Below are 25,289 nucleotides of genomic sequence, written 5' to 3' on the forward strand. Positions count from 1 at the left end.
TCCAGACTCTGGTCTTGTAGGGCAGGTTAGCCGCGCCAGCCGTACGATGCTGCCGGGCCCGCGGCAGTGCAAGAGCATACACCCGCCATCGCGCGGAAGGCGCGGCGCGCGCATTCTCTTATGCATTCCTCTTCCTAAGTCGGCGCGAATCTTGCATGATGCAGTGCAACCGAAGCGACAGCCATGACCCGCCGCCACCCTCCCCCTCCCGCCTCCGTCGCGCCAGTACAGCCCGTGCGCACGCTGCGCATCCTGCTGGTACGGGATCCTCACGACGCCGATCCACTCAACGTGGAGACGATCCGCTCCGGATTGGCGCAGGCAGGCTTCACGGAGGTGCAGATGGTCGACGCGGACCTGCGGCTGCCGGACGTGATCACGGCCCAGCAGCCGGACCTCGTGATCATCGCGTCGGAGTCCGCCGCGCGCGACACGATCGAGCACGTGTGCGTCTCCACCCAGCACGCGCCGCGGCCAATCGTGCTGTTCACCGATAACGACGATTCCGCGCGCATCAAGGCCGCGCTGACCGCCGGCATTACCGCCTACATCGTCGATGGCCTGCGCGCCGAGCGTGTGAAGACCGTGCTCGATGTGGCCTACGCGCGCTTCGAACTCGACCAGCAACTGCGCGCCGAACTCGACGCCACCAAGCTGAAACTTGCTGAACGCAAGGTCGTCGAGCGCGCCAAGGGCCTGCTGATGCAGGCACGCGGCATTGGCGAGGACGAGGCGTACAAGCGCCTGCGCAGCATGGCCATGGAACGTGGCATCAAGCTCGTCGACGCCGCCCAGCGCGTCATCGACGTGATGGCTTAAGCTGGACCGAAGCCAGCGGCGCACGCCGCTGGTGCAATGCACAACTGTGGCGCTGCCGGCCGCCCCGTTCGGGCGTCGCCACTGACCCCGCGCACCCATCCGCTCCACCCATTCCCCGCGCGCTTCCCCTTTCAGGCGCCTTACGCCCGATTTCGCACGAAATTCGCGCGGATTTTCCCCATTCACACGCTGGCACGTCGCTTGCGTTATCGATGGACGGCCAACGAAGGCCGCCAGTCGCACCGGTTTCAACACACACAACTCGATGGATGCGCGCGCCCAATGACGGGCACGCGATCCCGGACAACGACGTCCTGAACTGCACCTGCCTGGCGAAGGCGGGCGGCGGCTCGGGACGTTTTTATTTGGAGCCTCTCAATGCCCTCTCGCCTCAAGATCGCCAAGCCGCTGCGTGTCTCCACCAACACCGCCACCGCCGATATCGTGCCCGCGAGCCAAGGCCGGCGCCGCGTGCTGGCGACCATCGCCGGGGCCAGCGTCATGACGCTCGTCGATCCGCTGGTGCGTAGCGGGGCGTGGGCCGCGGGCTCCGATGCGCCCGAGAAGTCCGAGGTGAGGATCGGCTTCATCCCGCTGACCGACTGCGCGTCGGTCGTCATGGCTTCTACGCTCGGGCTCGACAAGAAGTACGGCATCAAGATCACGCCGAGCAAGGAAGCCTCGTGGGCCGCGGTGCGCGACAAGATGGTCAATGGCGAACTCGACGCGGCGCACGTGCTGTATGGACTGGTCTACGGCGTGCAGCTCGGCATCGGCGGCCCCAAGAAGGACATGGCCGTGCTGATGAACCTGAACCACAACGGCCAGGCCATCACGCTGTCTTCCAAGCTCGCCGAGAAAGGGGTGAAGGATGGCGCGAGCCTCCGGGCGCTGATGACGAAGGAGAAACGCGAGTACGTGTTCGCGCAGACTTTCCCCACCGGCACGCACGCGATGTGGCTCTATTACTGGCTGGCGGCCAACGGCATCAATCCAATGCAGGATGCCAAGGCGATTACCGTGCCGCCTCCGCAGATGGTGGCGAACATGCGCGTGGGCAATATGGACGGCTACTGCGTGGGCGAACCGTGGGGCGCGCGCGCCATCGCCGACAAGATCGGCTTCACGGCCGAGACCACGCAGGCGATCTGGAAGGACCATCCGGAGAAGGTGCTCGGCACCACGGCCGAGTTCGTGCAGAAGAATCCGAACACCGCGCGCGCGATGACCGCCGCGATTCTCGAGGCCTCGAAGTTCATCGACGCGTCGGTGTCCAACCGCCGCAAGACCGCCGAGACGATTGCCGCCAAGTCGTACGTGAACACCGACATGGACATCATTCTCGACCGCATGCTCGGCCGCTACACCAATGGCCTCGGCAAGACCTGGGACGATCCGGACTCGATGAAGTTCTATCAGGACGGCAGCGCCAACTACCCGTTCCTGTCCGACGGCATGTGGTTCCTCACGCAGCAGAAGCGCTGGGGCCTGCTCAAAGACCATCCGGACTATCTCGCGGTAGCAAAGCAGGTGAACCGTATCGACGTGTTCAAGCAGGCCGCCGCCGCCGCGCAGGTGCCGCTGCCAAAGTCGGAATTCCGCACCGCCAAGCTGATCGATGGCGTGGTGTGGGATGCCACCAAGGACCCGAAGGCCTACGTCGACGGCTTCAAGATCAAGGCCTGATTTTTCCACTGCCCTTCCACCGCGATTTGCCGCATGCAGGAGTCAGACGTGAACACCATTGTGCAGACCGCGCCCGAGCGCGCCGCAGATAGCTTCGCCGATCCCGACGTCAAGGAGCGTGCCGCGCGCCGCGCGCGGGAGATTGCCGCGCAGGAGGCGCGCGCCGCCCGACGCGACGCGGTGTCGGGCCTCGTCATGAAAACCGTGCCGCCCGTGCTCGGCTTCGTGTTGTTCGTGCTGGTCTGGCATGGCATCGCCACGCTGATTCCAGCCATTCCCACGCCCGGCAAGACGTGGGATGCCGCGGTACCACTGTTCACCGATCCGTTCTACAGCAATGGGCCGAACGACCAGGGCATCGGCTGGAATGTGCTGGCATCGCTGGCGCGTGTGGCCGCGGGCTTTGGCCTCGCGGCGGTGGTCGGCATTCCGGCCGGTTTTATCCTCGGCCGCTTTGCATTTCTCAACGCGATGATGGCACCCGTGATCAGCCTGCTGCGTCCCGTCTCGCCACTCGCGTGGCTGCCGATCGGTCTGCTGCTGTTCAAGGCCGCCAACCCGGCGGCGATCTGGGCGATCTTTATCTGCTCGATCTGGCCGATGATCATCAACACCGCCGTAGGCGTCACGCGCGTGCCGCAGGACTACCTCAACGTGGCGCGCGTGCTCGATCTGTCGGAGTGGCAGGTGTTCCGCCGCGTGCTGTTTCCCGCCGTGCTGCCGTACATGCTGACCGGCGTGCGGCTGTCGATCGGCACCGCATGGCTCGTGATCGTCGCGGCAGAGATGCTGACCGGCGGCACCGGCATCGGCTTCTGGCTGTGGGATGAATGGAACAACCTGAAGGTCGAGCATATCGTCATCGCGATCTTCATCATCGGCGTGGTGGGCCTGATCCTCGAGCACCTGCTGCTCGCGCTGGCCCGCCGCTTCAGCTACGGCAACAACTGACCGCACGGTGAGCCTTATGGAAAAATTCGTCAGCATTGAAAACGTCGGCCAGACCTTCAAGACGCGCAAGGGGCCGTTCGTCGCGCTACGCGATGTCAGCCTCTCCATCGCCGAAGGGGAATTCATCACGTTGATCGGCCACTCGGGGTGCGGCAAATCGACGCTGCTGAACCTGATCGCGGGCCTGACCACGCCGACCTCGGGCGCGCTGATCTGCGCGGGCCGCGAGATCGCCGGCCCCGGCCCCGAGCGCGCGGTGGTGTTCCAGAACCACTCGCTGCTGCCGTGGATGACGTGCTTCGAGAATGTGCATCTGGGCGTGGAGCGCGTGTTCGGCGCCACCGAGAGCAAGGCTCAGGTCAAGGCGCGCACCCAGGACACGCTCGCGCTGGTGGGCCTGACGCATGCCGAGAGCAAGTATCCGCACGAGATTTCGGGGGGCATGAAGCAGCGTGTGGGCATTGCGCGCGCGCTCGCGATGCAGCCCAAGGTATTGCTGATGGACGAGCCGTTCGGCGCACTCGATGCGCTCACGCGCGCGCATCTGCAGGACGCGCTGCTCAAGATCGTCGACCGTACGCGCAGCACGGTGGTGATGGTGACGCACGATGTCGACGAGGCCGTGCTGCTGGCGGATCGCATCGTGATGATGACCAATGGCCCGGCCGCGACCATCGGCGAGATCCTGAAGGTGGATCTGCCGCGCCCGCGCGACCGCGTGGCGCTGGCCGACGACAAGGCCTATCACGCGTGCCGCACGGCCGTGCTGGACTTCCTTTATCGCAAGCAGCGCAATCCGGCACTGGCGGAGGCCGCTTAAGAGAGACACGCGGGGAGCCGCGCGACCACGGTCGGGTGGAGAGCGATGGCGGGGTCCGCTATGATGAAACCCATAAGCCATTCTCTCCCCACATCATGACGTCCACGCAACCACCCAGCTCCCCGACTTTCTCCGCCGCGAAGTACATCAAGGAGATCGGCCGTGGCGTCAACGGCGCCCGCGCGCTGCCCCGCGAGGATGCGCAGGCGCTGTTCGACGCGATGCTCGCCGGTCAGGTCTCCGACCTCGAGCTCGGTGCCGTGCTGATGGCCTACCGCATCAAGGGCGAGGCGCCGCACGAGCTTGCCGGCATGCTGGAGGCCGCGCATGGCCACTGCCTGCCGCTCGACGCGCCCGCCGATCGCACGGTGGTGGTGATGCCAAGCTACAACGGTGCGCGCAAGCAACCGAACCTCGTGCCGCTGCTCGCGCACCTGCTGGCGCGCGACGGCGTGCCCGTGCTCGTGCACGGTACGCGCGAATTCCAGGGCCGCGTGACCAGCATCGCACTGTTCAAGGCGCTTGGCACACCGCTGTGCGAGACCACGCGCGATGCGCAGGACCGGCTGCGCCTGCCGGCCGCCGGCGGTAATGGCTTGGGCCCGCTGGCCGTGTTGCCGATCGATGTCCTGTCACCCGCGCTGGCCCAGTTGCTCGACAAGCGCGCGATCATCGGCCTGCGCAACTCCTCGCACACGATCGTCAAGATGTTGCAGCCCGTGGGCGCGCATACGCCCGCCGAGGCGCTGAGGCTCTACAGCTACACGCACCCCGAGTATCGCGAGACGCTGACCGATTATTTCTCGCACGAGCCAGCCAACGTGCTGCTGGCGCGTGGCACCGAGGGCGAAGTGGTCGCCGACGCGCGCCGCAGCGGACGCATCGACTGGATGCATGACGGTCACCAGCGCACGCTGGTCGATCCGGTGGGCGGGTCCATCGGCGATGTGCCGGAACTGCCGGTCGGCACGGACGTCGATGCCACCGCCGCCTGGATTCGCAAGGTGCTGGATGGCGCCGAGCCGGTACCCGCGCCGATCGCGGCGCAGGCCGACGCGATTCGTGCCTGCCTGAACCTCGGCACGCGCGTGACCTGGGCCGATCCGGTTTAAGGACGACCGTCAGGGACGACGCTGGGGCAGCGGAATGCGCTCGGTCTCGCCGGGCACGTGTGGGAACTGGTCGTCCTGCCAGCGCTGCGACGCTTCCTCGATGGCCTCCTTGCTGCTGGCCACGAAATTCCAGAAGATGTAGCGCCGGCCGTCGGTCGGATCGCCGCCGAGCAACATCACGCGCGCCGGCTCGCTGGCCGTGAGCGTCACCGGCTCGCCCGGCGTCAGCACCACGAGGTGCTCGGTCGGCACCGCTTCCCCATCGAGCGCGATCGTGCCATCCACCGCGTAGATACCGCGCTGCACATGGTCCGCCGGAATGACCAGACTCGCGCCCGCGTCGATCTCGATGGCCACATACAGCGTGCGGCCATACACGCGCACGGGCGACTCCGCGCCGAAGGCGTCGCCGGCAATCACGGTCATACGCACGCCAGGCAGCTCGATATGCGGCAGCGTCGCGCCGGGATGATGGTGAAACGACGGCGGATCGGCTTCGTGCGCCTGTGGCAACGCCACCCACGTCTGAATACCGTGCAGGCGCGGCCCGGCTTCGCGCGACGCGTCGGGCGAGCGCTCCGAATGCGCGATGCCGCGCCCCGCCGTCATCCAGTTGACGTCGCCGGGGCGAATCACCTGTTCGCTACCCAGACTGTCGCGGTGCATGATCTCGCCCTCGAACAGGTAGGTGACGGTGGCCAGCCCGATATGCGGATGCGGTCGCACATCGATGCCGTGGCCGGGCTCCATGGCGACGGGGCCCATGTGATCGAAGAAGATAAACGGACCGACGGTCTGGGTGGTCGCGGCAGGCAGCAGCCGACGCACGGTGAAATCGCCCAGGTCCCGCACATGGGGCTTGAGCAAGTGTTCGATAACAGACATTGGGGGCTCCGTTGGAATGGAAAGATGCGCGAGGACAGCCCTGAGTGTAGCGAATCCCGCAACACAGAATCCCGAATTCCCGAGGAAACCGGAGCGGCTTTGGCCCCTCTAATCCCTCTGTGAGCTGCCGCTTCCAGCCAGATCCAGACTGGGGGCGGGATGGCGAGCAGCCCCTCACAGAGAGAAAAGGCGTAATCTACTAGAAATGAGATTGCAATGGTCCGGAACTATCGACCCCATTGCCACTCCAACTTAGCACTCGTCCGGCATGAGTGCTAATATCCGTTGCAGTGCTGTAGCCGATCCGATGTGGAGTACGCTACACCCGGCATAAGAGCGCCGGAAGCGAAAGGAGTCATAGTGAACGCAGTCCTGTCTGCTGATCAAATCGCGCTGGGTCAAGCGAGCCCGGCTGCAGGTCTATCCCCGAGCCGCCGCCTGCCGGCAACCCAGTCCAACGCCAGCTTTGCGCTGACGCTGCCGGGTACCCTGGGGAATCTGGAAGCGTATATCCAGGCGGTGCACCGGGTTCCGATGCTTACCCCCGAGGAAGAGCAATCGCTGGCGCGAGACCTGCGCGACACCGAGTCGGTCGATGCTGCCCGTCGCCTGGTGATGTCGCATCTGCGTCTCGTGGTGTCGGTCGCCCGTCAGTATCTGGGATATGGCCTGCCCCACGCCGACCTGATCCAGGAAGGCAACATCGGTCTGATGAAGGCCGTGAAGCGCTTCGACCCGGATCAGGGCGTGCGTCTGGTCTCGTACGCGATCCACTGGATCAAGGCCGAGATCCACGAGTACGTGCTCAAGAACTGGCGCATGGTCAAGGTGGCGACCACCAAGGCCCAGCGCAAGCTCTTCTTCAATCTGCGCAGCCACAAGCGGGATGCGCATACCTTCACGCCCGAACAGGTGGAAGCCGTTGCGCGCGAGCTCAACGTGAAGCCCGAGGAAGTGATGGAGATGGAAACCCGCCTGTCGGGTGGCGATCTGGCACTGGAAGGACAGGTCGAGGACGGCGAGGAAGACTTCGCGCCGATCGCGTATCTGGCCGACAATCACAACGAGCCGACCCGCGTGCTCGAGGCCCAGCGTCAGGACCGCATGCAGGTGGAAGGTCTGGAAGAAGCGCTGGAGCGTCTGGATCCGCGTAGCCGCCGCATCATCGAGGCGCGCTGGCTGCACGTGAACGACGACGGCTCGGGCGGCTCCACGCTGCATGAGCTGGCAGCCGAGTTCGGCGTGTCCGCCGAGCGTATCCGCCAGATCGAAACGGCCGCGATGAAGAAGATGAAGGGCGCGCTGCAGGCTTTTGCCTGATTGCACAGCCAACGCAAAAAGGGCCGGTCTCAGACCGGCCCTTTTTGTTTATCGCGTGTGTTTGTGGCGCGTGTTTGTCTCTCGGTCTGTCTCGCGCGCTGGCTTACGAGCCCAGCAGGGTCTTCAAATCGTGTGCAATCGGATCCGGGCCCTGACCGTGGCGGATAAACAGCCGCAGCTGACCGCTCGGATCAAACACGTAGCTGCCGGCCGAATGGTCCATCGTGTAGTTGTTCGGCGAGGTACCGGGCACCTTCGCGTAGTACACCTTGAAGTCCTGCGTGACCTGCTTGAGCGCGGCTTCGTTCTCGGGGCGCAACCCCAGGAAGCGCGCATCGAAGGCGGGCACGTACTGGCCCAGCAACGCGGCGGTATCGCGCTCCGGATCGACGGTGACGAACAGCACCTGCACCTTGTCGGCCTCGGGGCCCATCTGCTCCATCACGGCCTTGAGTTCGGCCATCGTGGTCGGACAGACGTCCGGGCAGTGCGTGTAGCCGAAGAACATCACCACGGCCTTGCCCTTGAAGTCCGCCAGTGTGCGGACCTTGCCCGACGGATCGGTCAGTGCGAAGTCCTTGCCGAAGCCGGTGGCGCCCGAGATATCGACGTTGCGGAACGTGGGCTTGGGCTTGCCGCAGGCGGCCAGCAGGAAGGCGCAGCAGAAGAGGACGAAGGTACGGCGCAGCAGCGCCGGCAGGGCGGGAAAAGACGTGGGCATTGGCGGGTCGTTGGCGAAATCAGCCTCGGCAGTATCGCCGATCGACGCTCCCCCGGCGATCGAATGTGCGGGGGGCGCGTCAACATGCCGCAGACGTCAGATCTGCGGCAGGAACTTGAAGTAGTGGTCGATCAGCAGTGCCGCGAACAGCAGCGACAGGTACAGGATCGAGAAGCGGAACATGCGCTGCGCGAGGCCATCCGAATAGTTGCGGAACAGCTTCCACGCGTAGCCGAGGAAGATCAGCCCGAGCACGATCGCCGCAACCAGGTAGATGTAGCCACACATGCCGTAGACGAACGGCAGCAGCGTGGCCGCGATCATCGTCAGCGTGTACAGCAGGATATGCAGCAGCGTGTAGCGCTCGCCGTGCGTGATCGGCAGCATCGGCAGGCCCGACTTGGCGTAGTCGGCGCGCCGGTACAGCGCGAGCGCCCAGAAATGCGGCGGCGTCCACGTAAAGATGATCAGTACCAGAAACCACGCCTCGGCCGGCACGGTGCCCGCCACGGCGGCCCAGCCCAGTGCCGGCGGCATCGCGCCCGACAGGCCACCGATCACGATGTTCTGCGGCGTGGCCGGCTTGAGCAGGATCGTGTAGACCACCGCATAGCCGAGGAACGTCGCAAACGTGAGCCACATGGTCAGATCGTTGGCAAACACGTGCAGCAGCCACATGCCGGCGCCACCGAGCACGCCCGAGAAGATCAGCGTCTGCAACGTGGTGATCTCGCCGGTGGCCGAAGGGCGCCACGCGGTGCGGCGCATCAGCGCATCGATCTTCTGCTCGACCAGGCAATTGATGGCGAACGCGGCCCCGGCCAGCAGCCAGATGCCGGCGGCGCCTCCGATCAGCACGGACCACGGCACCATGCCCGGCGTGGCCAGGAACATGCCGATCACGGCGCAGAAGACCGCGAGTTGGGTAACGCGGGGCTTGGTCAGCGCGGCGTATTGACGGGCCAGATGTCGGAGATGACGTAACCGGCCCACGGAAGAGTGGGGGTGTGTAGCAGTAACCACGGGAGAAGACTTGTCCTTCATGTGGCGCGCGCTGCAACGGATGGTTGGGCGGCGGCACCAGCGGTTCGGGTCGCGAGGCCGATATTGTAGTTGAGACGGAGCAACAGTATCAGCAGCAGGGCTGCTCCACCGTTATGAGCGACCGCGGCGATCAGCGGCCAGTCGAACACGATGTTGGAAAGACCGGTGGCCAGTTGCAGTGCCAGCACGGCCAGCAGCCACCGCGCGTGGCGCGTCAGACCCTCCAGCCGGCGCGCGCGCAGCGCGAACCATGCGAGGTACCCGAGCACCACGAACGCAAACCCGCGATGCACCCAGTGGATCGCCACCAGCGCGCTGTGCGGAATGTAGTTGCCGTCCGCCGTCATACCGAGCTGCCGCCAGAGCGTAAAGCCATGGCGGAAGTCCATTTCGGGAATCAACTGCCCGTTGCACAGTGGAAAATCGGTACAGGCGAGCACCGCATAGTTGGTGCTGACCCAGCCACCGAGAAAGATCTGAATCACCAGCAGCGTCAGCGCGACGATGCCGGGCCAGCGCAGACCGGCGGCCCGGGGCGCCACGGCGTGTGGCGCCTCGTTGCGCGAGCCAAGCCAGATCAGCGACGCCAGCAGACCCATCGCAAGCATCAGGTGCGTGACGACGATAACCGGCTGCAGCTTCATCGTCACCGTGAACGCGCCGAACGCGCCCTGCACGCAGACCAGCACCAGCACGCCGGTGGCATACCACGGCGACTGCCGCAGTTCCTTGCGCTTGACCCACGCCAGCACCATCAGCGCGATGATCAGCACGCCAACTCCCATGGCGAAATAACGATGGATCATCTCGATCCACGCCTTCACATGCGTGACCGGTCCGCTCGGCAGCGCGGTCTGCGCCGCGGCGATCGGTTCCATGGCCGCGTGCGGGTTCGAATGGCCGTAGCAGCCGGGCCAGTCGGGACAGCCAAGACCGGAGTCGGTCAGGCGCGTGAAGCTGCCAAACATGATCAGGTCCAGCGTCAGGAACGCCGTGATCCAGACCAGCTTGCGATATTTATCGCGGCTGCCGCGCACGAACACGTACGAGAGCGGCAACAGCGCGATAAGAATGCCGATGATGGCGAGTTGAAGCAGCATGCCTGGTCAGCCGATACGCGAATACTTGAGAAGCTTCTTGAGGTCGCCGTTGATCTTGGCCGGATCGGGATCCTTAGGGAAGCGCATCATCAGATTGCCGAGCGGATCGACGAGGAAGATCGTGTCCTCGGCGCGCGCGCCAGCGTCCGCCGGCAGCCATTGCCGCACCGCGGCCGCATCCATGCGCAGAAAACGCACGCCCGCATAGGGTTCGTTGTAGGCGGCGCTGAGCCGTTCGTCCACCGCGCCCTTGTCCTGGATCAGCCAGACCGGCACGATGCGCTCGCGGTCCTGTCCCTGACCCGCGCGAATCTGACGAATCATGAACAGCTTCTTCGCGCAGGCCTCGTCGCACGCCGCCGGGTCCGTCGTGACCAGCAGCCACTTGCCACGCATCGACGCGAGCGGTACCGATTCGTCGCGCTCGTTGGCAATCTGCACGGCCGGCATCGGGCGCTGCGGATCGATCAACGTGCCGTAGTTGGTGGAGCCGCCGGTGGGCTTGACCACGTAGTACATCAGGTACGACGCGATGACAGGCGACGCGCAGACGAGCAGCAGTACGAGCATCTGCAGGCGGCCGCGGCGCGTGCGCGCGTCAATACGGTCACCAACGGGTGCATCGGTATGCGGAGCACCAGGCGTGCGAGGGGTCTTGGCCGAAGGATCTTGCGGAGGCATGGATTGGATCTGTACGGTCATCTCTTCTTTCGTTATCAGGCGGCCTGCGCCCCCTGCTCCTGGCGCGCGCGTCGCACGCCGAGCACGATCAGCAGCGCCAGCATCAGCGCCGCGATACCAAACCACTGGAACGCGTAGCCATAGTGGCGATCCGCGCCAAAGCCCGCGGGCGTCCAGTCGCGCGCGAGGCCATCGCGCGTGTCCGTAGTCTGTTCAATCACCAGCGGCAGCAGCGGCATGCCCAGCTCGCGCGCATACGCCTGCAGCTCGAGGTTCTGGCGGATCTGCCGGCCCGCCTCGGCATCGGCCGAAGCGCCCAGCCCATAGACGCGCGGCACCGTGTCGAGCGCGGTGCCATTCAGCGTGACGTCCCCGGCCGGCGTGTCGAACGGCGCGAGGCGCGTGCGGTCCTGCGCGTCGCGCGGCAACCATCCACGCAGCACGAGCACGTTGGCGCCACTGTCGAGCCGCAATGGCGTCACGACGAGAAAGCCCGCGCGACCATCGGTACCATGCGGCCGATTGTCGAGCAGCACCGTGTGCGCGCGATCGAAGCGGCCGCGTGCACGCACGGTTCGATCGCTCAATCCACCGCCCGGAATATCGCCGGCATTGAGGTCCACCGGCTCCTGCGCCGCGAGCGTGGCGAGCCGTTGCGCGCGCGCGGTCTTCTCGTGCCCGCGCTGCAACTGCCAGTCGCCGAGCACGCACGTGATCACCATCACGGCAATGGCCGCGATGGTCGGCACGGTACCCGGCGAACGCCACAGCTTCATGCGTGGACCTCCACTGCATCGACGGCATGAGTGCCATAATGCACGCACATGCCCGCATACCGATAAGGACGTCCCCGCCCCGTCATGCGTTTCATCATTGCCCTAGCCTTTATCCTGATCATCGGCAGCCTGGCCTCGGCGCTGTTCTTCATGATGCGCGACCGTGGCCGCACGCCCAACATGATGCGATCGCTGATGCTTCGCGTCGGCTTTTCCGTGGCGCTGTTCCTGTTCATCCTGTTCTCGCACTGGATGGGTTGGATCCACAGCACCGGAATTCAGATGAATCCCTGAAAAGACAAAGCGCCGCAGGGGTAGTTCCGCCCGCGGCGCCTCTCGTCCTGCGTTCTGTCATCCCGACCGCAAGGATACTCCCCTCCGGGATCAGAGCCAGTAGACCACCACGTAGAGACCAAGCCAGACCACGTCAACGAAGTGCCAGTACCAGGCGGCGCCTTCGAACGCGAAATGGTGATCGGGCGTGAAATGGCCCTTCAGCACGCGGCCGAGGATCACGGCCAGCATGATCGCGCCCATCGTCACGTGAAAACCGTGGAAGCCCGTCAGCAGGAAGAACGTGGAGCCGAACACGCCCGACGTGAGCTTGAGGTTCAGCTCGTGGTACGCGTGGTAGTACTCGTAGCCCTGCAGGCACATGAAGATCGCGCCCAGCAGAATCGTCAGCGAGAGGCCCTGGATCACCTGGCTGCGCTTGCCGGCCAGCAGCGCGTGGTGCGCCCACGTCAGCGTAACGCCCGACGTCAGCAGCAGCGCCGTGTTGATGGTCGGGATCGGCCACGGGCCCATGGTCTGGAACTTCTCGACCACGCCCGCGGGACCGGTGTTCGGCCACACGGCCGCGAAGTCCGGCCAGATGATCTTGTTGTTGAGGTCGCCCAGCCACGGCATGGCGATCGAGCGTGCGTAGAACAACGCGCCGAAGAATGCCGCGAAGAACATCACCTCGGAGAAGATGAACCAGCCCATCGACCAGCGGAACGACAGGTCGATGTTCTTGCCGTACTTGCCCCCCTCCGACTCGCCGATCGCGTCGGCAAACCATGCGCGCAGCACGAACAGGAACCACACCAGTCCCACACCGACCAGGTAAGGGCCCCACGGTTGTCCGTTGACCCATCCGGCGGCGCCGCCGCCCACCATCAGCAGCCCGAAGGCCGCCGTGATCGGATGGCTCGACGGGCCCGGTACGAAGTAGTACGGAGCGTTTGCGCGGTTCGCACTCATTCTTCTAATCTCCAGCTCAGAGTCTCTGATTCAGTGGTTTTTATTGTGCTGCTGTGTCTTGTGCTGCTGCCCTACCCTGTTGCCTGTCCCACCACGGTGCGCACGATCACGACGAGCACGCCGACAAAGATCGCCGCGGCGATCAGTCCGGCGATGATGACGTGGACCGGATTGAGCTTCGCCATGTCGGACTCGTGCTCCGAGCCCTTGCGCAACCCAACGAACGACCACAGTACTGCGCGCATCGTTTGCAGGAACGAAGCCTTGCGATGAGTCGCTTGTTTCAGGTCGTCCATGCGTTCCTCAACTGCCATGTCCAGTCGCTTCGCCGGCCGGTGCCTGCGCGACCGGTGCCCCGACTTCGAAGAACGTGTACGACAGCGTGATGTTCTTCACGTCCTTCGGCAGCTTCGGATCGATCACGAACACCACCGGCATCTGCCGCGCTTCGTTCGCCTTGAGCGTCTGCTGCTTGAAGCAGAAGCATTCGACCTTCTTGAAGTACTCGGTCGCCTGCTTCGGCGCATAACTCGGAATCGCCTGGGCCGCGATATCGCGCGACTGCCCGTTGGCCACCTCGTACACGATCGTCGCCATCTCGCCCGGATGCACCTCCATGGTGTTCTTCACCGGACGGAACGCAAACGGCCCGCGCGCGTTGGAATCGAACTCCACGGTAATCGTGCGGCTCGTATCCACCTGCGTGTTCTTGAGGGAGCCGCCGTACAGTTCGCGCGTGGTCACCACGTTGATGCCGGTGATCTCGCAGATCTTCTTGTACAGCGGCACCAGCGCGTAGCCAAAGCCGAACATCACGCCGACCACTACCAGCAACCGGCCGAGCATGCCGCGGTTGAAACGCCTCTCGTCTGCCTTGTCGCTCATCTACCGCTCCTGCACGAACCGGTCAGCCGCCAAGAAACTTCATCTTGGCGAAGAAGCCCAGAAAGAACATCAGCACCACCGACAGCAGGATCCATCCTAGCCGTCGGTTGGCGGCCCGCTGGGCCGCCTTGCGATCGTCCGGCTGCGTGGTCATCATTTGACCAGCGGCGGTTCTTCGAACGTATGGAACGGCGCCGGCGACGGCACGGTCCACTCGAGACCCTCGGCGCCTTCCCACGGCTTGTCGGCCGCCTTCTCTCCGCCGCGATAAGACGGCAGCACCACGAAGAAGAAGAAGTACACCTGCATCAGGCCAAAGCCGAGCGCGCCGATCGATGCCACCGCGTTGAAGTCCGCGAACTGGGTCGGATAGTCGGCATAGCGACGCGGCATGCCGGCCAGACCCAGGAAGTGCATCGGGAAGAAGGTCACGTTGAAGAAGATCAGCGAGCCCCAGAAGTGGATCTGGCCGCGCGTCTCGTTGTACATGAAGCCGCTCCACTTCGGACCCCAGTAGTAGAAGCCCGAGAACAGCGCGAACAGCGAGCCCGCCACCAGCACGTAGTGGAAGTGCGCAACGATGAAGTACGTGTCCTGCAGCTGGATGTCGATCGGTGCGACGGCCGGCATCAGGCCGGTGAAGCCGCCGATCGTGAACACGAAGATAAAGCCGATCGCGAACAGCATCGGCGTCTCGAACGTCATCGAGCCGCGCCACATCGTGGCGATCCAGTTGAAGATCTTCACGGCGGTCGGCACCGCGATCAGCATCGTCGCGTACATGAAGAACAGCTGGCCGGTCACCGGCATGCCGGTCGTGAACATGTGGTGGGCCCACACGATGAACGACAGGATCGCGATCGACGCGGTGGCGTAGACCATCGAGCTGTAGCCGAACAGACGCTTGCGCGCGAACGCCGGCACCACCTGCGAGACGATCCCGAACGCGGGCAGGATCATGATGTACACCTCGGGGTGACCGAAGAACCAGAAGATATGCTGGTACATCACCGGATCACCACCGCCCGCGGCGGAGAAGAAGCTCGTGCCGAAATGGCGATCGGTTAGCACCATCGTGATCGCGCCAGCCAGCACGGGCATCACCGCGATCAGCAGGTACGCGGTAATCAGCCACGTCCAGCAGAACATCGGCATCTTCATCAGCGTCATGCCCGGCGCGCGCATGTTGAGGATGGTCACGATGATGTTGATCGAGCCCATGATCGACGACGCGCCCATGATGTGCATGGCGAAGATCGCCATGTCCATGCCCGGACCCATCTGCACCGACAGCGGCGCGTACAGCGTCCAGCCCGCGGCGGTGGCGCCGCCCGGTGCGAAGAACGAGCCGGCCAGCAGCAGCGCGGCCGGCGGCATCAGCCAGAAGCTGAAGTTGTTCATGCGCGCGAACGCCATGTCCGACGCGCCGATCTGCAGCGGAATCATCCAGTTCGCAAAGCCGACGAACGCCGGCATGATCGCGCCGAACACCATGATCAGGCCGTGCATCGTGGTGAACTGGTTGAACAGTTCGGGGCGGAAGAACTGCAGGCCCGGCTCGAACAGCTCGAGTCGGATGAACAGGGCCAGCAGGCCGCCCGACAGCAGCATGGTGAACGAGAACAGCAGGTACAGCGTACCGATGTCCTTGTGATTGGTGGCGAACAGCCAGCGGCGCCAGCCATGCGGATGATCGTGGGCATGATCGTCGTGGCCATGACCATGGTCGTGGTCATGAGCATGGTCGTGCGGATGACCCAGCGTCTCCGGGGTTGCGGTACTCATCGCGATGACTCCTGAATTCCTGAATGCGGACGTGCGCGGGTCAGCCGGCGACGCGGTTGCCCGCGACGCTGGCCTGCTTGTCTTGTGCGCCGGCGTTGTTTGCCGGTGCCGGTGCCTGCGCCTTGGGCGCGGCATCGCCAGCGGCGGCCTGGGCTGCGCCCCCGCCTTCCGGGAACTTGCCCGCGCGCGCGTTCACAAAGTCGGCCGGCTGGATGACTTCACCGGTCTTGTTGCTCCAGCTGTTGCGCGTGAACGTCATCACCGCGGCCAGCTCGGTATCCGAGAGCTGCTTCCACGACGGCATGCCGCCCTTGCCTTCCAGCAGGATGTGCATCTGGCCAGCCTTCGGTCCGTTGACGACCTTGGAGGCATCGAGGGCCGGGAATGCGCCGCCGCCCTTGCCGTTCGGCTGGTGGCAGACCGCGCAGTTCGACACGTAGACCTTCTCGCCGCGCACCTTCATTTCGTCGAGCGTCCAGGTCTTGTTGGGATCATCGGCCGCGGCGGCCAGCGCCTTCTTCTTCTCGTCGACCCACTTGGTGTAGTCGGCGTCGGACACCACGCGCACCACGATCGGCATGAACGCGTGCTCCTTGCCGCAGAGCTCGGCGCACTGCCCGCGATACACGCCGGTCTTCTCGGCGCGGAACCACGTGTCGCGCACGAAGCCCGGAATCGCATCCTGCTTCACGCCGAACGCGGGAATCATCCACGCGTGGATCACGTCGTTGGCGGTGGTGACGATGCGGATCTTCTTGTTGACGGGCACCACGAGCTCGTTGTCCACCTCCATCAGGTAGGTGTTCGACTTCGGCTGCTCGTTGTTGATCTGCTCGCGAGGCGTGGTCAGCGTGGACACGAACGAGATGCCCTCGCCCTGGCCCTTGAGGTAGTCGTACCCCCACTTCCACTGATAGCCGGTGGCCTTGATCGTGATGTCGGAGTTCGTCGTGTCCTTCATCGCGACCACCGTCTTGGTGGCGGGCAGCGCCATCGCGATCACGATCAGGAACGGCACGATGGTCCAGACGATCTCGACGGTGATGCTCTCGTGGAACGACGCCGATTTGGCGCCCTTGGACTTCCGGTGCTTGAAGATGGAATAGAACATCACGCCGAACACGACGATAAATATCGCCGTGCAGAGGATGAGCATCATCCAGTTCAGCCAATGAATCTGTTCGGCGATCTTTGTAACGGGTTCGGTCAAGTTCAGCTGACGCACGGCGGGACCGCCGGGCATATCACTGACCGCGGAGGCCGCCTGGCTAGCGAGCAGGGACGCGCCGGCCAGACATGCTGCGGATGCCTTCTTCCACATTTTCATTTGTTATCTACCTAATTTACAGATTCAAATCTGTCCCCGTTTCCACCCGGCACCGCTCCCTTCAGAGGCGATGCAGGGCCGCAACGAGTTCCTGCGCGAACTTGCGACGTCGATGCGGGTCCAGATACGACCCCACCCGCACGACACGCTTGCCCGACCGCAAGACCACGAGCGCCCGGAACGATTCACCCAGTTCTACCCGCACCCAGCACGGGTTGAATTCATCCCACGTCATCCGGCTGGCGCTGGCTGTCTCCACGACCAGCATGCCGTCGGTCAAACTGACGCGTTCATAATCCGTCGCATGGCGCCCGTGCGCCAGCAGGGCAATCCCCAGCCCCAGCAATTCGAGGCCGGCGAATGGCAGCACGAGCCAAGTCCCCTGCCATGCGAAAAACAGCGCGATGGCAGTCGAAAAACATACGATGGAGAAGTAGAACCAGCCGACCTGGCGAGGAGAAAGCGAGCAATTCCGCTTCATCAGCCAGTCGTTGCTCGGCAAAGGGGGGCGTCCGTCGAGATTTCCGCCGGAGTTACCAACTGCCGTCTGGAATGCGATACCCAAGTCTTGCATCGCTAACCGCTCCGCATCGGATGCACGCCCGGGACGACAAACGCTCCATGGAAAGCACGTGCGCAGGTGAATGCGGCCTTTGCGCGATGATGCCTACGCCTGCCGGTACCGGGGACCGTACGGATTCGTGCGGCCGGGGAACGGTACGGCCATACATTACTACCGTACAAGTTCCATACATCGTCCGGACATGGCGTTAACCTGATCCGAACATGGTACGGAGGCGTAGCGTGCTTAACCCCGAGGGGCGAGATAGTGCCAGGGGACCACTGCGACAAACTGGCGCATTATATGGCGCTTCGCATACTCAAACAAGGCCGGACTTGCCCGCCGGGCTTGCATCGGCCAAGTTTTTGTGCATGGTGCGGCGCGGCATGATAGTCAACGCAATGGTCGAATTCGTGTGCCGGCGCCGCAGTTGCGTCAGTGTTTTGCGTGGATATCCGGTGTGGATGTTTTGCGACAATCTGTCGCAGGCAGATCTGCCCGACGCAGGTCTTCAGCGACGCGGACGGGCGCGCCCGATCTTGTCCACCGGCACCACCGCGCGGCCCTGATCATCGGTGGCCTGCCGCTCGCGCGGCGCGAGCTTCCACGCATGGCCGTAGACGATCTCGAACGTCAGCGGGATCACGCCATCGGCAGTGCGGCGGCGCTCCAGCGCGTCCAGCACGGCGCGATACCAGCGGCGTCCGCGCAATCCCGCCCCGCCCGGGCGCCGCATGCCACCGAACGCGCGCACCTCGCGCAGCAGTGCCTCCGGCGTCTCGTAGGTAACCGTCAGCGTTTCCATGTCCATCACCGGCGTGGACCAGCCGCCGTGGACCAGCATGTCGCCGATGTCGTGCATGTCCACGAAGCGCAGCGTGTGCGCATCGAGATCGACCTCGGCAAACGCGTCGCGCACCTCGCGCAGCGTGTCGGGTCCGAACAACGAGAACAGCACGAGTCCGTCGTCACGGGTCACGCGATGCCATTCCGGAAACACCTGATGCGGCTCCGGGTGCCAGTGCAGCGCGAGGTTCGACCACAGCAGGTCGAAACTGGCTGCCTCGAAAGGCAGTGTGGCAAGATCGCCCTGGACCAGATCGAACGTCGGCCGCTTGCCGAGCATGCGGCCGAGCCAGCCCGGCTGGCGCTGCGGATCGCGCTGAGCGGCCTCGCGCAGCATCGCGCCGGAGATGTCGAGCCCGGCGATCTGCGCATCGGGAAAGCGCGCGCGCAGCGCCGCAAGGCCTTGGCCATGGCCGCATCCGAGATCCAGCGCGCCGCGCGGCGCGAGCCGGATCACCTCCATGCGCTCCTGCATGCGGCGGCCGATTTCGCCGAGCATGAAGTCGAGCTGGCCGAATCCGGCGCTGCGCCGGTCGAAGGCAAGACGAGTCAGCCGCGTGGGCGGCAGCCAGGCATCGGGAGTGGCGGCGGAATGCGAGGACACGAGGGAATCGATAAGAAAGATGGCGAACAGCGGAGTGGCGAACCACAGGATGGCGCGCGACAGCAGGCAACCCCGCCGCGGCCCATGAACCGGCCGCAAGTATACGCGCCCTCCCCGGCTCGCGCCGAGGGCGCGCCATGCGCTGCCGGCCTGGCCGCGCTTCGCCACGGACTACCGCGCCTGTGGCGCGCGTTGCTGCCGTCCGCGTGCGCGCTATGCGGGCAGGTACAGGCCGAAGTGGTCTGCACGGCCTGCGCCGCGCGGCATCTGGCGCCGAAGCCCCGTTGCCCGTTCTGCGCGCTGCGTAGCACGCGCGGGCGGGCCTGTACGCTGTGCCTGGCGGACCCGCCGCCATTCGATGCCGTATTCACGCTCGGCGATTACGCCGCACCGCAGGACCATCTCGTGCTCGCGCTGAAAAGCGGCGCGGCGCTGCCGCACGCACGCTGGTTTGCCGACGCGCTCGCGCTGCGGCTGGCCGCCGCCGCGCTGCCCCTGCCCGATCTGCTGATCCCACTGCCGCTCGCGCGGGCACGGCTGGCCGCGCGTGGCTTCAATCAGGCGTGGGAGATCGCGCGACCGCTGGGCCGGCAGCTCGGCATCGCCACGGCCGCCACGCTGCTCGCGCGCCGCGGCGATGCCGCCACCCAACACATGCTGAGCCTGAACGACCGACTGGCCAACGTGCAGGACGCCTTCACGGTCACGCACCCGGCAGCCGTCGCAGGACGCCATATCGGCATCGTCGACGACGTGATGACCACCGGCGCCACGCTGCGCGAGGCGGCACGCGTGCTCAAGGCCCATGGCGCCGCGCGCGTCACGGTGCTGCCCGCGCTGCGCACGCCATGATTGCCGCACGGGGCCGCAGGCGTTAAGCTGCGCAGCGCTTCCCACCGTCCCACGTCCGCATGTTTAACGTCGTCCTCGTCGAACCCGAGATTCCTCCCAATACCGGCAACGTGATCCGGCTATGCGCCAACACTGGCGCGCAGCTGCATCTGGTCAAGCCACTCGGCTTTCCGCTCGAGGATGCGCGCATGCGCCGCGCAGGGCTCGACTATCACGAGTACGCCACCATGCGCGTGCACGACAACTGGGAGGCGCTGATGGCCAGCGAGCAGCCGAACGTCGATCGCATGTTCGCGCTGACCACGCATGGCTCGACGCCGTTCGGTGAGGTGGCGTTCCAGCCCGGCGACTGGTTCGTTTTCGGCTCGGAAACCCGTGGGCTGGCGCCAGAGCGGCGTGAATGGTTTCCGCCCGCGCGCCGCATCCGCCTGCCGATGCGCCCCGACAACCGCAGCCTCAACCTGTCGAACACCGTGGCGGTGGTCGTGTTCGAGGCCTGGCGCCAGAACGGGTTCGCCGGCGGCGCATAAGGGCCGCGCAAGCGGGTCCGGCGCGCCGCGGTTACGCCTACTCTGGCTGCACGTGCGCGGCGCGAATGACCTTGTCCCAGCGCAGTTTCTCGCTGGCCATGGTCTGCCGCAACGAGGCCGGCGCGGTGCCGGCCGGCGCGAAGTACTGCGCGCGCATTTTCTCGCGCACGTCTTCCCTGCCAATGATCGCCACCAGCTCGCGATAGAGCCGATCGACGATCGGCGCCGGCGTGCCCGCAGGCGCGAGCACGGCCTGCCACGAGATCGCCTCGAAGCCCGGGTAGCCCGATTCCACCACCGTCGGCACCGACGGCAACAGCGCCGAGCGACCGGTGGTGGTCACCGCAAGCATGCGCAGCTTGCCCGCCTGTACCAGCGGCATGGCGATCGCCGGCACCATAAAGCCGGCCTGCACCTGCCCGCCGACGATGGCGGTGGTGACCTGCGGAAATCCGGCATACGGCACGTGCTGCAGATCGATACCAGCCATCGCCTTCAACTGCTCCATGGCCAGATGCGCGGCACTGCCGTTGCCCACCGAACCATAGTTCAGCGTGCCGGGCTTCGACTTCGCCAACGCGACAAACTCCTGCAACGTGCGCACGGGCAGCCGCGCATCGACCACCAGCACATTCGGCGACGTGGCCACGAGCGTCACCGGCGCGAGTTGCCGCACCGGATCGTAGTTGAGGTTGCGCCAGAGCGTGGGCGCGGTGACGAGCGGCCCGTTGATCGTGAACAGCAGCGTGTAGCCGTCCGGCGTCGCGCGCGCCACCATGCCGGTGCCGATGTTCCCACCGGCGCCCGGATGATTCTCCACCACGACGGGCTGGCCAAGCGCCGCGGCCAGTTGTTCGGTCAGCAGACGCGCGATCAGATCGGGCGACGAACCCGCCGGAAACGGTACGATCATGCGCAACGGCCGCGCGGGCCAGTCCTGCGCCAGGGCATCGGACGCGCGCGCCAGTGCCGACAGGCACAGCGCGGAGGGAAGTAGCACGCCCAGGGCGCGACGGCGGGAATTCATGTCAGTGTGGTGGCCTTCAGGGTGGGCTTCAGTGCGGGCTTCAGTGCGGCAAGCGCACTGCTTAGTGCCATGATTCTGCGCCGGGTTTCAAGGCGCAGACCCCGCACCGTGCCGTTCAGTGCCAAGCGGGCATTAGTGCAACGGCGACTCGTCACGCGCGTCGCGCTGCAACAGCTGCGCCACCGCATCCGCGGCACCGAGACCTTCGAACAGCACCGCGCAGACCGCGCGCGTAATCGGCATATCGACACCATGCTGCGCGGCCAGCGCGGCAACGGCCTGCGCGCAGCGCACGCCTTCGGCCACGTGCCCGAGATCGGCAAGCACCTGCGCCAGGGTCTTGCCTGCGGCAAGCTGCTGGCCGACCTTGCGATTGCGCGACAGATCGCCGGTCGCGGTAAGAATCAGGTCGCCGACGCCGGCGAGGCCCATGAACGTATCGAGGCGCCCACCGAGCGCGAGGCCCAGTCGCGTCATCTCGGCCAGCCCACGCGTCACCAGCGCGGCGCGCGCATTGAGCCCCAGCCCGAGGCCATCGCTGGCACCGGTGGCGATCGCCAGCACGTTCTTGACGGCCCCTCCCACCTCGACACCGATCAGGTCGTCGCTGCGATAGATACGCATCGCATGGTGATGGAATGCGGCCTGCGCGCGCTCGCCGAGCACCGGTGACGTGCCCGCCACGGTCAGCGCGCACGGCAGTCCGAGCGCGACCTCGCGCGCGAAGCTCGGCCCGGTCAGCACGCCATAGTCGATGGCGGGCGCGCCGGGCAACGCATCAAGCTCGGCACGCACCATCTGGTGCGGCATCGCATGGGTGTCGGCCTCGAAACCCTTGCACAGCCACAGCATCGCGGCCGGCCCCTTGATGGTCGTGGCGATTCTGCGCGTGGTCTCACGCAAGCCGGACACCGGCGTGGCAACGATGAGCAGCCCCGACGGATCGCTTTCGGCATGCGCAACGGCACGCGCGAAGTCGGCTTCGTAGGCGAGTCTGGGAGAAAGAGAGATGCCAGGCAGATAGCCGGCGTTGACGCCGCCCGCAGCCATCGCCGCGAGCTCGTCGGCGTCGCGGCCCCACAGCACCACGTCGTGCGTGGCCGCCGCGTGGCTCGCGAGGGCGGTGCCCCATGCGCCAGCGCCAAGGATCGTGAGTTTCATGACGTCATGACGCTAGGCCAGAGCAGACCCTCTCCGCGCGGGAGAGGGTGCGACGCATCAGTGACGCGCCTGGCTGCCGTCGGGCATGACGATGCCCGACTCAGCGCCTTGCTGGCCGGCCTCGGCCATCGCGGCTTGCAGACGTTGCTCGTACAGCGCCTGGAAGTTGATTTCCGACAGATGGATGGCCTGGAAGCCGGCACGCGTGATCACGTCGGCGATATTGCCGCGCAGGTACGGGTACAGGATGGTCGGGCAGGCAATGCCCAGCAGCGGGTCGAGCTGCTCGGCCGGCACGTTGCGGATATCGAAGATACCGGCCTGATGCGCTTCCACCAGGAACGCCACCTTGTCCTGGACCTTGGTCGTCACGGTACCGGTCACGACCACTTCGAAGATGCCTTCCTGCAGCTGGGCGGCGGCCACGTTGACCTGCACCTCGACGGCCGGCGCTTCCGACTCGAGGAAGATCTGCGGCGAGTTCGGCTGCTCGAGCGACATGTCCTTCAGGTACACGCGCTGGATATTGAAGAAGGGCTGGTCGTCCTGCTGGGTAGCTTGTTGCTGGTCGCTCATGAGAGGCTTCCGGATTGACTGAAAGGGGTGATGGGGTGCTGCAAGGGTGCCGGCACGCGCGTCCGCGCGGGTCGAGCCCGGTTTGGAAAGCGCATATGGTACATGACGCGGGTGGCGAATTCACCCGCTCGTTGACCCAGTCAGAGAGGAATCAGAGATTCACGACCTGCCGGAAGCCGCAGGCCGCGAATCTGTCACAGAAATGTGCCGCGCGGCACGGGCGTGTCAGGCCGCAAGCAGCGGCACGAGGTCGCCCTTGCGATCGAGCGCGGAGAGATCATCGAAACCGCCCACATGACGCTCGTCGATGTAGATCTGCGGTACGGTACGGCGGCCGGTGCGCGACATCATTTCCTCGCGCTTGCCCGCTTCGCGGTCGATCATGATCTTCTCGATCGTCTCCACTCCGCGCTGGCGCAGAAGGCGCTCGGCCATCTGGCAATAAGGGCAAACCACCGTGCTGTACATGACGACGCGGGCCATGCGAAATCTCCTTGTCCTGAAATGCAGCGGCGCGGATGCCAGGGGCGATCCGCGCCGCGCACAGCAAATAAATGAATCGACGTTACTTGACGACCGGAAGTCCGGCCTGCTGCCAGGCGGTCATGCCGCCTTCGAGCGCGTAGACCTCACTGTACCCGGCTTCTTTCAACGCTGCTTGAGCCTTCCCCAGGCTCTGGCCGGTCTGGCTGATGACGATGACGGGGGCGCTCTTGTCCTTGGCGAGCGAGCCGGCGCGGTTCGGGAGGTCGGCAAGCGGCGCGCTCTTCGCCTGGGGCATGTGGCCCTTGGCGAACTCCGCGGCGTCGCGCACGTCGATGGCCACCGCGTTGCGCTTGTTGATCAGCTGGGTGGCGCCGGCGGTATTGACGCTTTTTCCGCTCGTGCTGCGCATGATGGCCGGCCAGGCTAGCAGGCCGCCAGAGACCACTGCGATAGCGATCAGGGCCAGGTTGTTGTAGTCGGCGAAGAAATTCACGTTGGCATTTCCGTTGGGTTGGGTCGGCGGCATTATAAAATACGCGGTTTGGCGCCACCCTTCATTTTATGGGGTGCGGGCCGCGCCGCATTCGCGCCGCCGCGCCAGCAGGTTACCTACTCTCTGGAAGCAGCATGTACAAGCTCGTTCTCATCCGCCACGGCGAATCGACGTGGAACCTCGAAAACCGCTTCACCGGCTGGGTCGACGTCGACCTGACCGACACCGGCGCCGCCCAGGCACGCCAGGCGGGCCAATTGCTCAATGAAGCCGGCCTGACGTTCGACATCGCCTACACCTCGGTGCTCAAGCGCGCGATCCGCACGCTCTGGCATGTCCAGGACGAAATGGACCTGATGTGGATTCCGGTGCGCAACGAATGGCGCCTGAACGAGCGTCACTACGGTGCACTGTCGGGCCTCAACAAGGCCGAGACCGCCGCCAAGTACGGCGACGCGCAGGTTCTGGTCTGGCGCCGCAGCTACGACACGCCGCCGCCCGCACTCGAAGCGGACGACCCGCGCGCCTCGTTCGACGATCCGCGCTACGCCAATGTGCCGCGCGAGCAGGTGCCGCTGACCGAATGCCTGAAGGATACGGTGGCCCGCGTGATTCCGCTATGGAACGAATCCATTGCTCCCGATATCAAATCGGGCAAGCGCGTGGTGATTGCCGCCCATGGCAACAGCATCCGCGCGTTGGTGAAGTACCTGGATCAGATTTCGGATGACGACATCGTCGGCCTCAATATTCCCAACGGCACCCCGCTCGTATACGAACTGGACGCCGACCTGCGCCCCCTGCGCCATTACTATCTCGGCGACGCGGACGCCATCGCCGCTTCGCTGGCCGCCGTGGCCAACCAGGGCAAGGCGCGCTGACCGTGACATGGTGCGGGCGTCGGGGCAGGACCCCGGCCCCGCGCATACCGCAGACTCGGGATGATGTGGCAGCGCTGGCCCCGGCCAATGTTGCCGCGCCCACCGTCACCGCGG

At 65.3% G+C, this 25,289-nt stretch carries 29 protein-coding genes; 10 read left to right on the forward strand and 19 right to left on the reverse strand.

From position 1 onward, the window contains the following. Window positions 1-183: 183 nt before the first annotated feature. The 5 genes from LDO41_RS10420 to ybiB all read left to right on the forward strand — a co-directional run bounded on the left by LDO41_RS10420 (window position 184) and on the right by ybiB (window position 5,388). Window positions 184-819: an ANTAR domain-containing response regulator gene (locus LDO41_RS10420; RefSeq protein ID WP_223986388.1), complete on the forward strand. Its 636-nt coding sequence runs from the start codon at window positions 184-186 to the stop codon at window positions 817-819. A 378-nt stretch (window positions 820-1,197) separates the two neighbouring features. After that, window positions 1,198-2,505, forward strand: coding sequence for a CmpA/NrtA family ABC transporter substrate-binding protein (locus LDO41_RS10425; RefSeq protein ID WP_223986391.1), 1,308 nt, complete (start codon window positions 1,198-1,200; stop codon window positions 2,503-2,505). Window positions 2,506-2,553: 48 nt separating this feature from the next. After that, window positions 2,554-3,456 (forward strand): nitrate ABC transporter permease, encoded by a 903-nt coding sequence (gene ntrB / locus LDO41_RS10430; protein ID WP_377741794.1) that lies wholly within the window; start codon window positions 2,554-2,556, stop codon window positions 3,454-3,456. Between the two features lie 16 nt (window positions 3,457-3,472). After that, window positions 3,473-4,276: an ABC transporter ATP-binding protein gene (locus LDO41_RS10435; RefSeq protein WP_223986408.1), complete on the forward strand. Its 804-nt coding sequence runs from the start codon at window positions 3,473-3,475 to the stop codon at window positions 4,274-4,276. Between the two features lie 95 nt (window positions 4,277-4,371). Continuing rightward, window positions 4,372-5,388 (forward strand): DNA-binding protein YbiB, encoded by a 1,017-nt coding sequence (gene ybiB / locus LDO41_RS10440; protein WP_223986411.1) that lies wholly within the window; start codon window positions 4,372-4,374, stop codon window positions 5,386-5,388. 9 nt (window positions 5,389-5,397) lie between these two features. Here ybiB and LDO41_RS10445 read toward each other — a convergent pair whose 3' ends face one another. After that, window positions 5,398-6,273, reverse strand: a complete 876-nt coding sequence (locus LDO41_RS10445; RefSeq protein ID WP_223986414.1) for a pirin family protein — start codon at window positions 6,271-6,273, stop codon at window positions 5,398-5,400. Between the two features lie 438 nt (window positions 6,274-6,711). Here LDO41_RS10445 and rpoH point away from each other — a divergent pair, with 438 nt between their 5' ends. Beyond that, entirely contained in the window at window positions 6,712-7,593 is an 882-nt protein-coding gene (gene rpoH / locus LDO41_RS10450; protein WP_223987054.1) for an RNA polymerase sigma factor RpoH, read from the forward strand. A 103-nt stretch (window positions 7,594-7,696) separates the two neighbouring features. Here the strand turns inward: rpoH and LDO41_RS10455 are convergent, their stop codons facing one another. The 5 genes from LDO41_RS10455 to LDO41_RS10475 form a co-directional block, all read right to left on the reverse strand. Then, on the reverse strand, window positions 7,697-8,314 hold the full coding sequence (locus LDO41_RS10455) for an SCO family protein (RefSeq protein WP_223986417.1): 618 nt from the start codon (window positions 8,312-8,314) through the stop codon (window positions 7,697-7,699). A 96-nt stretch (window positions 8,315-8,410) separates the two neighbouring features. Further along, the gene (locus LDO41_RS10460; protein ID WP_223986420.1) at window positions 8,411-9,358 is read right to left on the reverse strand and encodes a heme o synthase; all 948 of its coding nucleotides are present in this window, start codon (window positions 9,356-9,358) and stop codon (window positions 8,411-8,413) included. After that, window positions 9,355-10,458 (reverse strand): COX15/CtaA family protein, encoded by a 1,104-nt coding sequence (locus LDO41_RS10465; protein WP_223986422.1) that lies wholly within the window; start codon window positions 10,456-10,458, stop codon window positions 9,355-9,357. Before LDO41_RS10465 ends, LDO41_RS10460 begins: the two co-directional genes overlap by 4 nt. A gap of 6 nt (window positions 10,459-10,464) precedes the next feature. After that, window positions 10,465-11,160 carry an SCO family protein gene (locus LDO41_RS10470; RefSeq protein ID WP_223986425.1) on the reverse strand — a complete coding sequence of 232 codons (696 nt, stop codon included), beginning with the start codon at window positions 11,158-11,160 and terminating at the stop codon, window positions 10,465-10,467. 14 nt (window positions 11,161-11,174) lie between these two features. Beyond that, a complete protein-coding gene (locus LDO41_RS10475) occupies window positions 11,175-11,915 on the reverse strand; it encodes an SURF1 family protein (protein ID WP_223986428.1) in 741 nt (246 codons plus the stop codon). Window positions 11,916-11,999: 84 nt separating this feature from the next. On the opposite strand from LDO41_RS10475, the gene LDO41_RS10480 reads away from it, so the two are divergent. After that, window positions 12,000-12,209 (forward strand): twin transmembrane helix small protein, encoded by a 210-nt coding sequence (locus LDO41_RS10480; RefSeq protein ID WP_223986431.1) that lies wholly within the window; start codon window positions 12,000-12,002, stop codon window positions 12,207-12,209. 90 nt (window positions 12,210-12,299) lie between these two features. Here LDO41_RS10480 and LDO41_RS10485 read toward each other — a convergent pair whose 3' ends face one another. The 8 genes from LDO41_RS10485 to LDO41_RS10520 form a co-directional block, all read right to left on the reverse strand. Further along, a complete protein-coding gene (locus LDO41_RS10485; protein ID WP_223986433.1) occupies window positions 12,300-13,160 on the reverse strand; it encodes a cytochrome c oxidase subunit 3 in 861 nt (286 codons plus the stop codon). 71 nt (window positions 13,161-13,231) lie between these two features. Further along, entirely contained in the window at window positions 13,232-13,456 is a 225-nt protein-coding gene (locus LDO41_RS10490; RefSeq protein ID WP_223987072.1) for a DUF2970 domain-containing protein, read from the reverse strand. A 7-nt stretch (window positions 13,457-13,463) separates the two neighbouring features. After that, on the reverse strand, window positions 13,464-14,045 hold the full coding sequence (locus tag LDO41_RS10495; RefSeq protein ID WP_223986436.1) for a cytochrome c oxidase assembly protein: 582 nt from the start codon (window positions 14,043-14,045) through the stop codon (window positions 13,464-13,466). Between the two features lie 22 nt (window positions 14,046-14,067). Further along, window positions 14,068-14,199 carry a cytochrome oxidase small assembly protein gene (locus LDO41_RS10500; RefSeq protein ID WP_223987075.1) on the reverse strand — a complete coding sequence of 44 codons (132 nt, stop codon included), beginning with the start codon at window positions 14,197-14,199 and terminating at the stop codon, window positions 14,068-14,070. Continuing rightward, window positions 14,199-15,830, reverse strand: a complete 1,632-nt coding sequence (gene ctaD, locus LDO41_RS10505; protein ID WP_223986451.1) for a cytochrome c oxidase subunit I — start codon at window positions 15,828-15,830, stop codon at window positions 14,199-14,201. Before ctaD ends, LDO41_RS10500 begins: the two co-directional genes overlap by 1 nt. 40 nt (window positions 15,831-15,870) lie before the next feature. Then, the gene (gene coxB, locus LDO41_RS10510; RefSeq protein WP_223986454.1) at window positions 15,871-17,157 is read right to left on the reverse strand and encodes a cytochrome c oxidase subunit II; all 1,287 of its coding nucleotides are present in this window, start codon (window positions 17,155-17,157) and stop codon (window positions 15,871-15,873) included. A 61-nt stretch (window positions 17,158-17,218) separates the two neighbouring features. After that, window positions 17,219-17,731 carry a DUF2244 domain-containing protein gene (locus LDO41_RS10515; RefSeq protein ID WP_223986457.1) on the reverse strand — a complete coding sequence of 171 codons (513 nt, stop codon included), beginning with the start codon at window positions 17,729-17,731 and terminating at the stop codon, window positions 17,219-17,221. A 499-nt stretch (window positions 17,732-18,230) separates the two neighbouring features. Further along, window positions 18,231-19,169: a methyltransferase domain-containing protein gene (locus LDO41_RS10520; RefSeq protein WP_223986459.1), complete on the reverse strand. Its 939-nt coding sequence runs from the start codon at window positions 19,167-19,169 to the stop codon at window positions 18,231-18,233. Between the two features lie 84 nt (window positions 19,170-19,253). Between LDO41_RS10520 and LDO41_RS10525 the strand changes: the two genes are divergently transcribed. Both LDO41_RS10525 and trmL read left to right on the forward strand, forming a co-directional pair. After that, window positions 19,254-20,021, forward strand: coding sequence for a ComF family protein (locus LDO41_RS10525; protein ID WP_223986462.1), 768 nt, complete (start codon window positions 19,254-19,256; stop codon window positions 20,019-20,021). Window positions 20,022-20,080: 59 nt separating this feature from the next. Next, window positions 20,081-20,551: a tRNA (uridine(34)/cytosine(34)/5-carboxymethylaminomethyluridine(34)-2'-O)-methyltransferase TrmL gene (gene trmL / locus LDO41_RS10530; protein ID WP_223986464.1), complete on the forward strand. Its 471-nt coding sequence runs from the start codon at window positions 20,081-20,083 to the stop codon at window positions 20,549-20,551. Between the two features lie 37 nt (window positions 20,552-20,588). On the opposite strand, the gene LDO41_RS10535 is transcribed toward trmL, so the two are convergent. The 5 genes from LDO41_RS10535 to LDO41_RS10555 form a co-directional block, all read right to left on the reverse strand. Beyond that, window positions 20,589-21,578, reverse strand: a complete 990-nt coding sequence (locus tag LDO41_RS10535; protein WP_223986466.1) for a Bug family tripartite tricarboxylate transporter substrate binding protein — start codon at window positions 21,576-21,578, stop codon at window positions 20,589-20,591. Window positions 21,579-21,710: 132 nt separating this feature from the next. Further along, a complete protein-coding gene (locus LDO41_RS10540; RefSeq protein ID WP_223986469.1) occupies window positions 21,711-22,739 on the reverse strand; it encodes an NAD(P)H-dependent glycerol-3-phosphate dehydrogenase in 1,029 nt (342 codons plus the stop codon). A 57-nt stretch (window positions 22,740-22,796) separates the two neighbouring features. Then, on the reverse strand, window positions 22,797-23,315 hold the full coding sequence (secB, locus tag LDO41_RS10545) for a protein-export chaperone SecB (protein ID WP_223986471.1): 519 nt from the start codon (window positions 23,313-23,315) through the stop codon (window positions 22,797-22,799). Between the two features lie 225 nt (window positions 23,316-23,540). Continuing rightward, window positions 23,541-23,798: a glutaredoxin 3 gene (gene grxC / locus LDO41_RS10550; protein WP_223986474.1), complete on the reverse strand. Its 258-nt coding sequence runs from the start codon at window positions 23,796-23,798 to the stop codon at window positions 23,541-23,543. A gap of 82 nt (window positions 23,799-23,880) precedes the next feature. Next, a complete protein-coding gene (locus LDO41_RS10555) occupies window positions 23,881-24,294 on the reverse strand; it encodes a rhodanese-like domain-containing protein (protein WP_223986477.1) in 414 nt (137 codons plus the stop codon). A 134-nt stretch (window positions 24,295-24,428) separates the two neighbouring features. On the opposite strand from LDO41_RS10555, the gene gpmA reads away from it, so the two are divergent. Next, a complete protein-coding gene (gene gpmA / locus LDO41_RS10560; RefSeq protein ID WP_223986494.1) occupies window positions 24,429-25,175 on the forward strand; it encodes a 2,3-diphosphoglycerate-dependent phosphoglycerate mutase in 747 nt (248 codons plus the stop codon). The last annotated feature ends 114 nt before the right edge of the window (window positions 25,176-25,289 follow it).

The sequence above is a fragment of the Cupriavidus pampae genome (assembly GCF_914271485.1).
GTDB classification, from domain to species: domain Bacteria; phylum Pseudomonadota; class Gammaproteobacteria; order Burkholderiales; family Burkholderiaceae; genus Cupriavidus; species Cupriavidus pampae.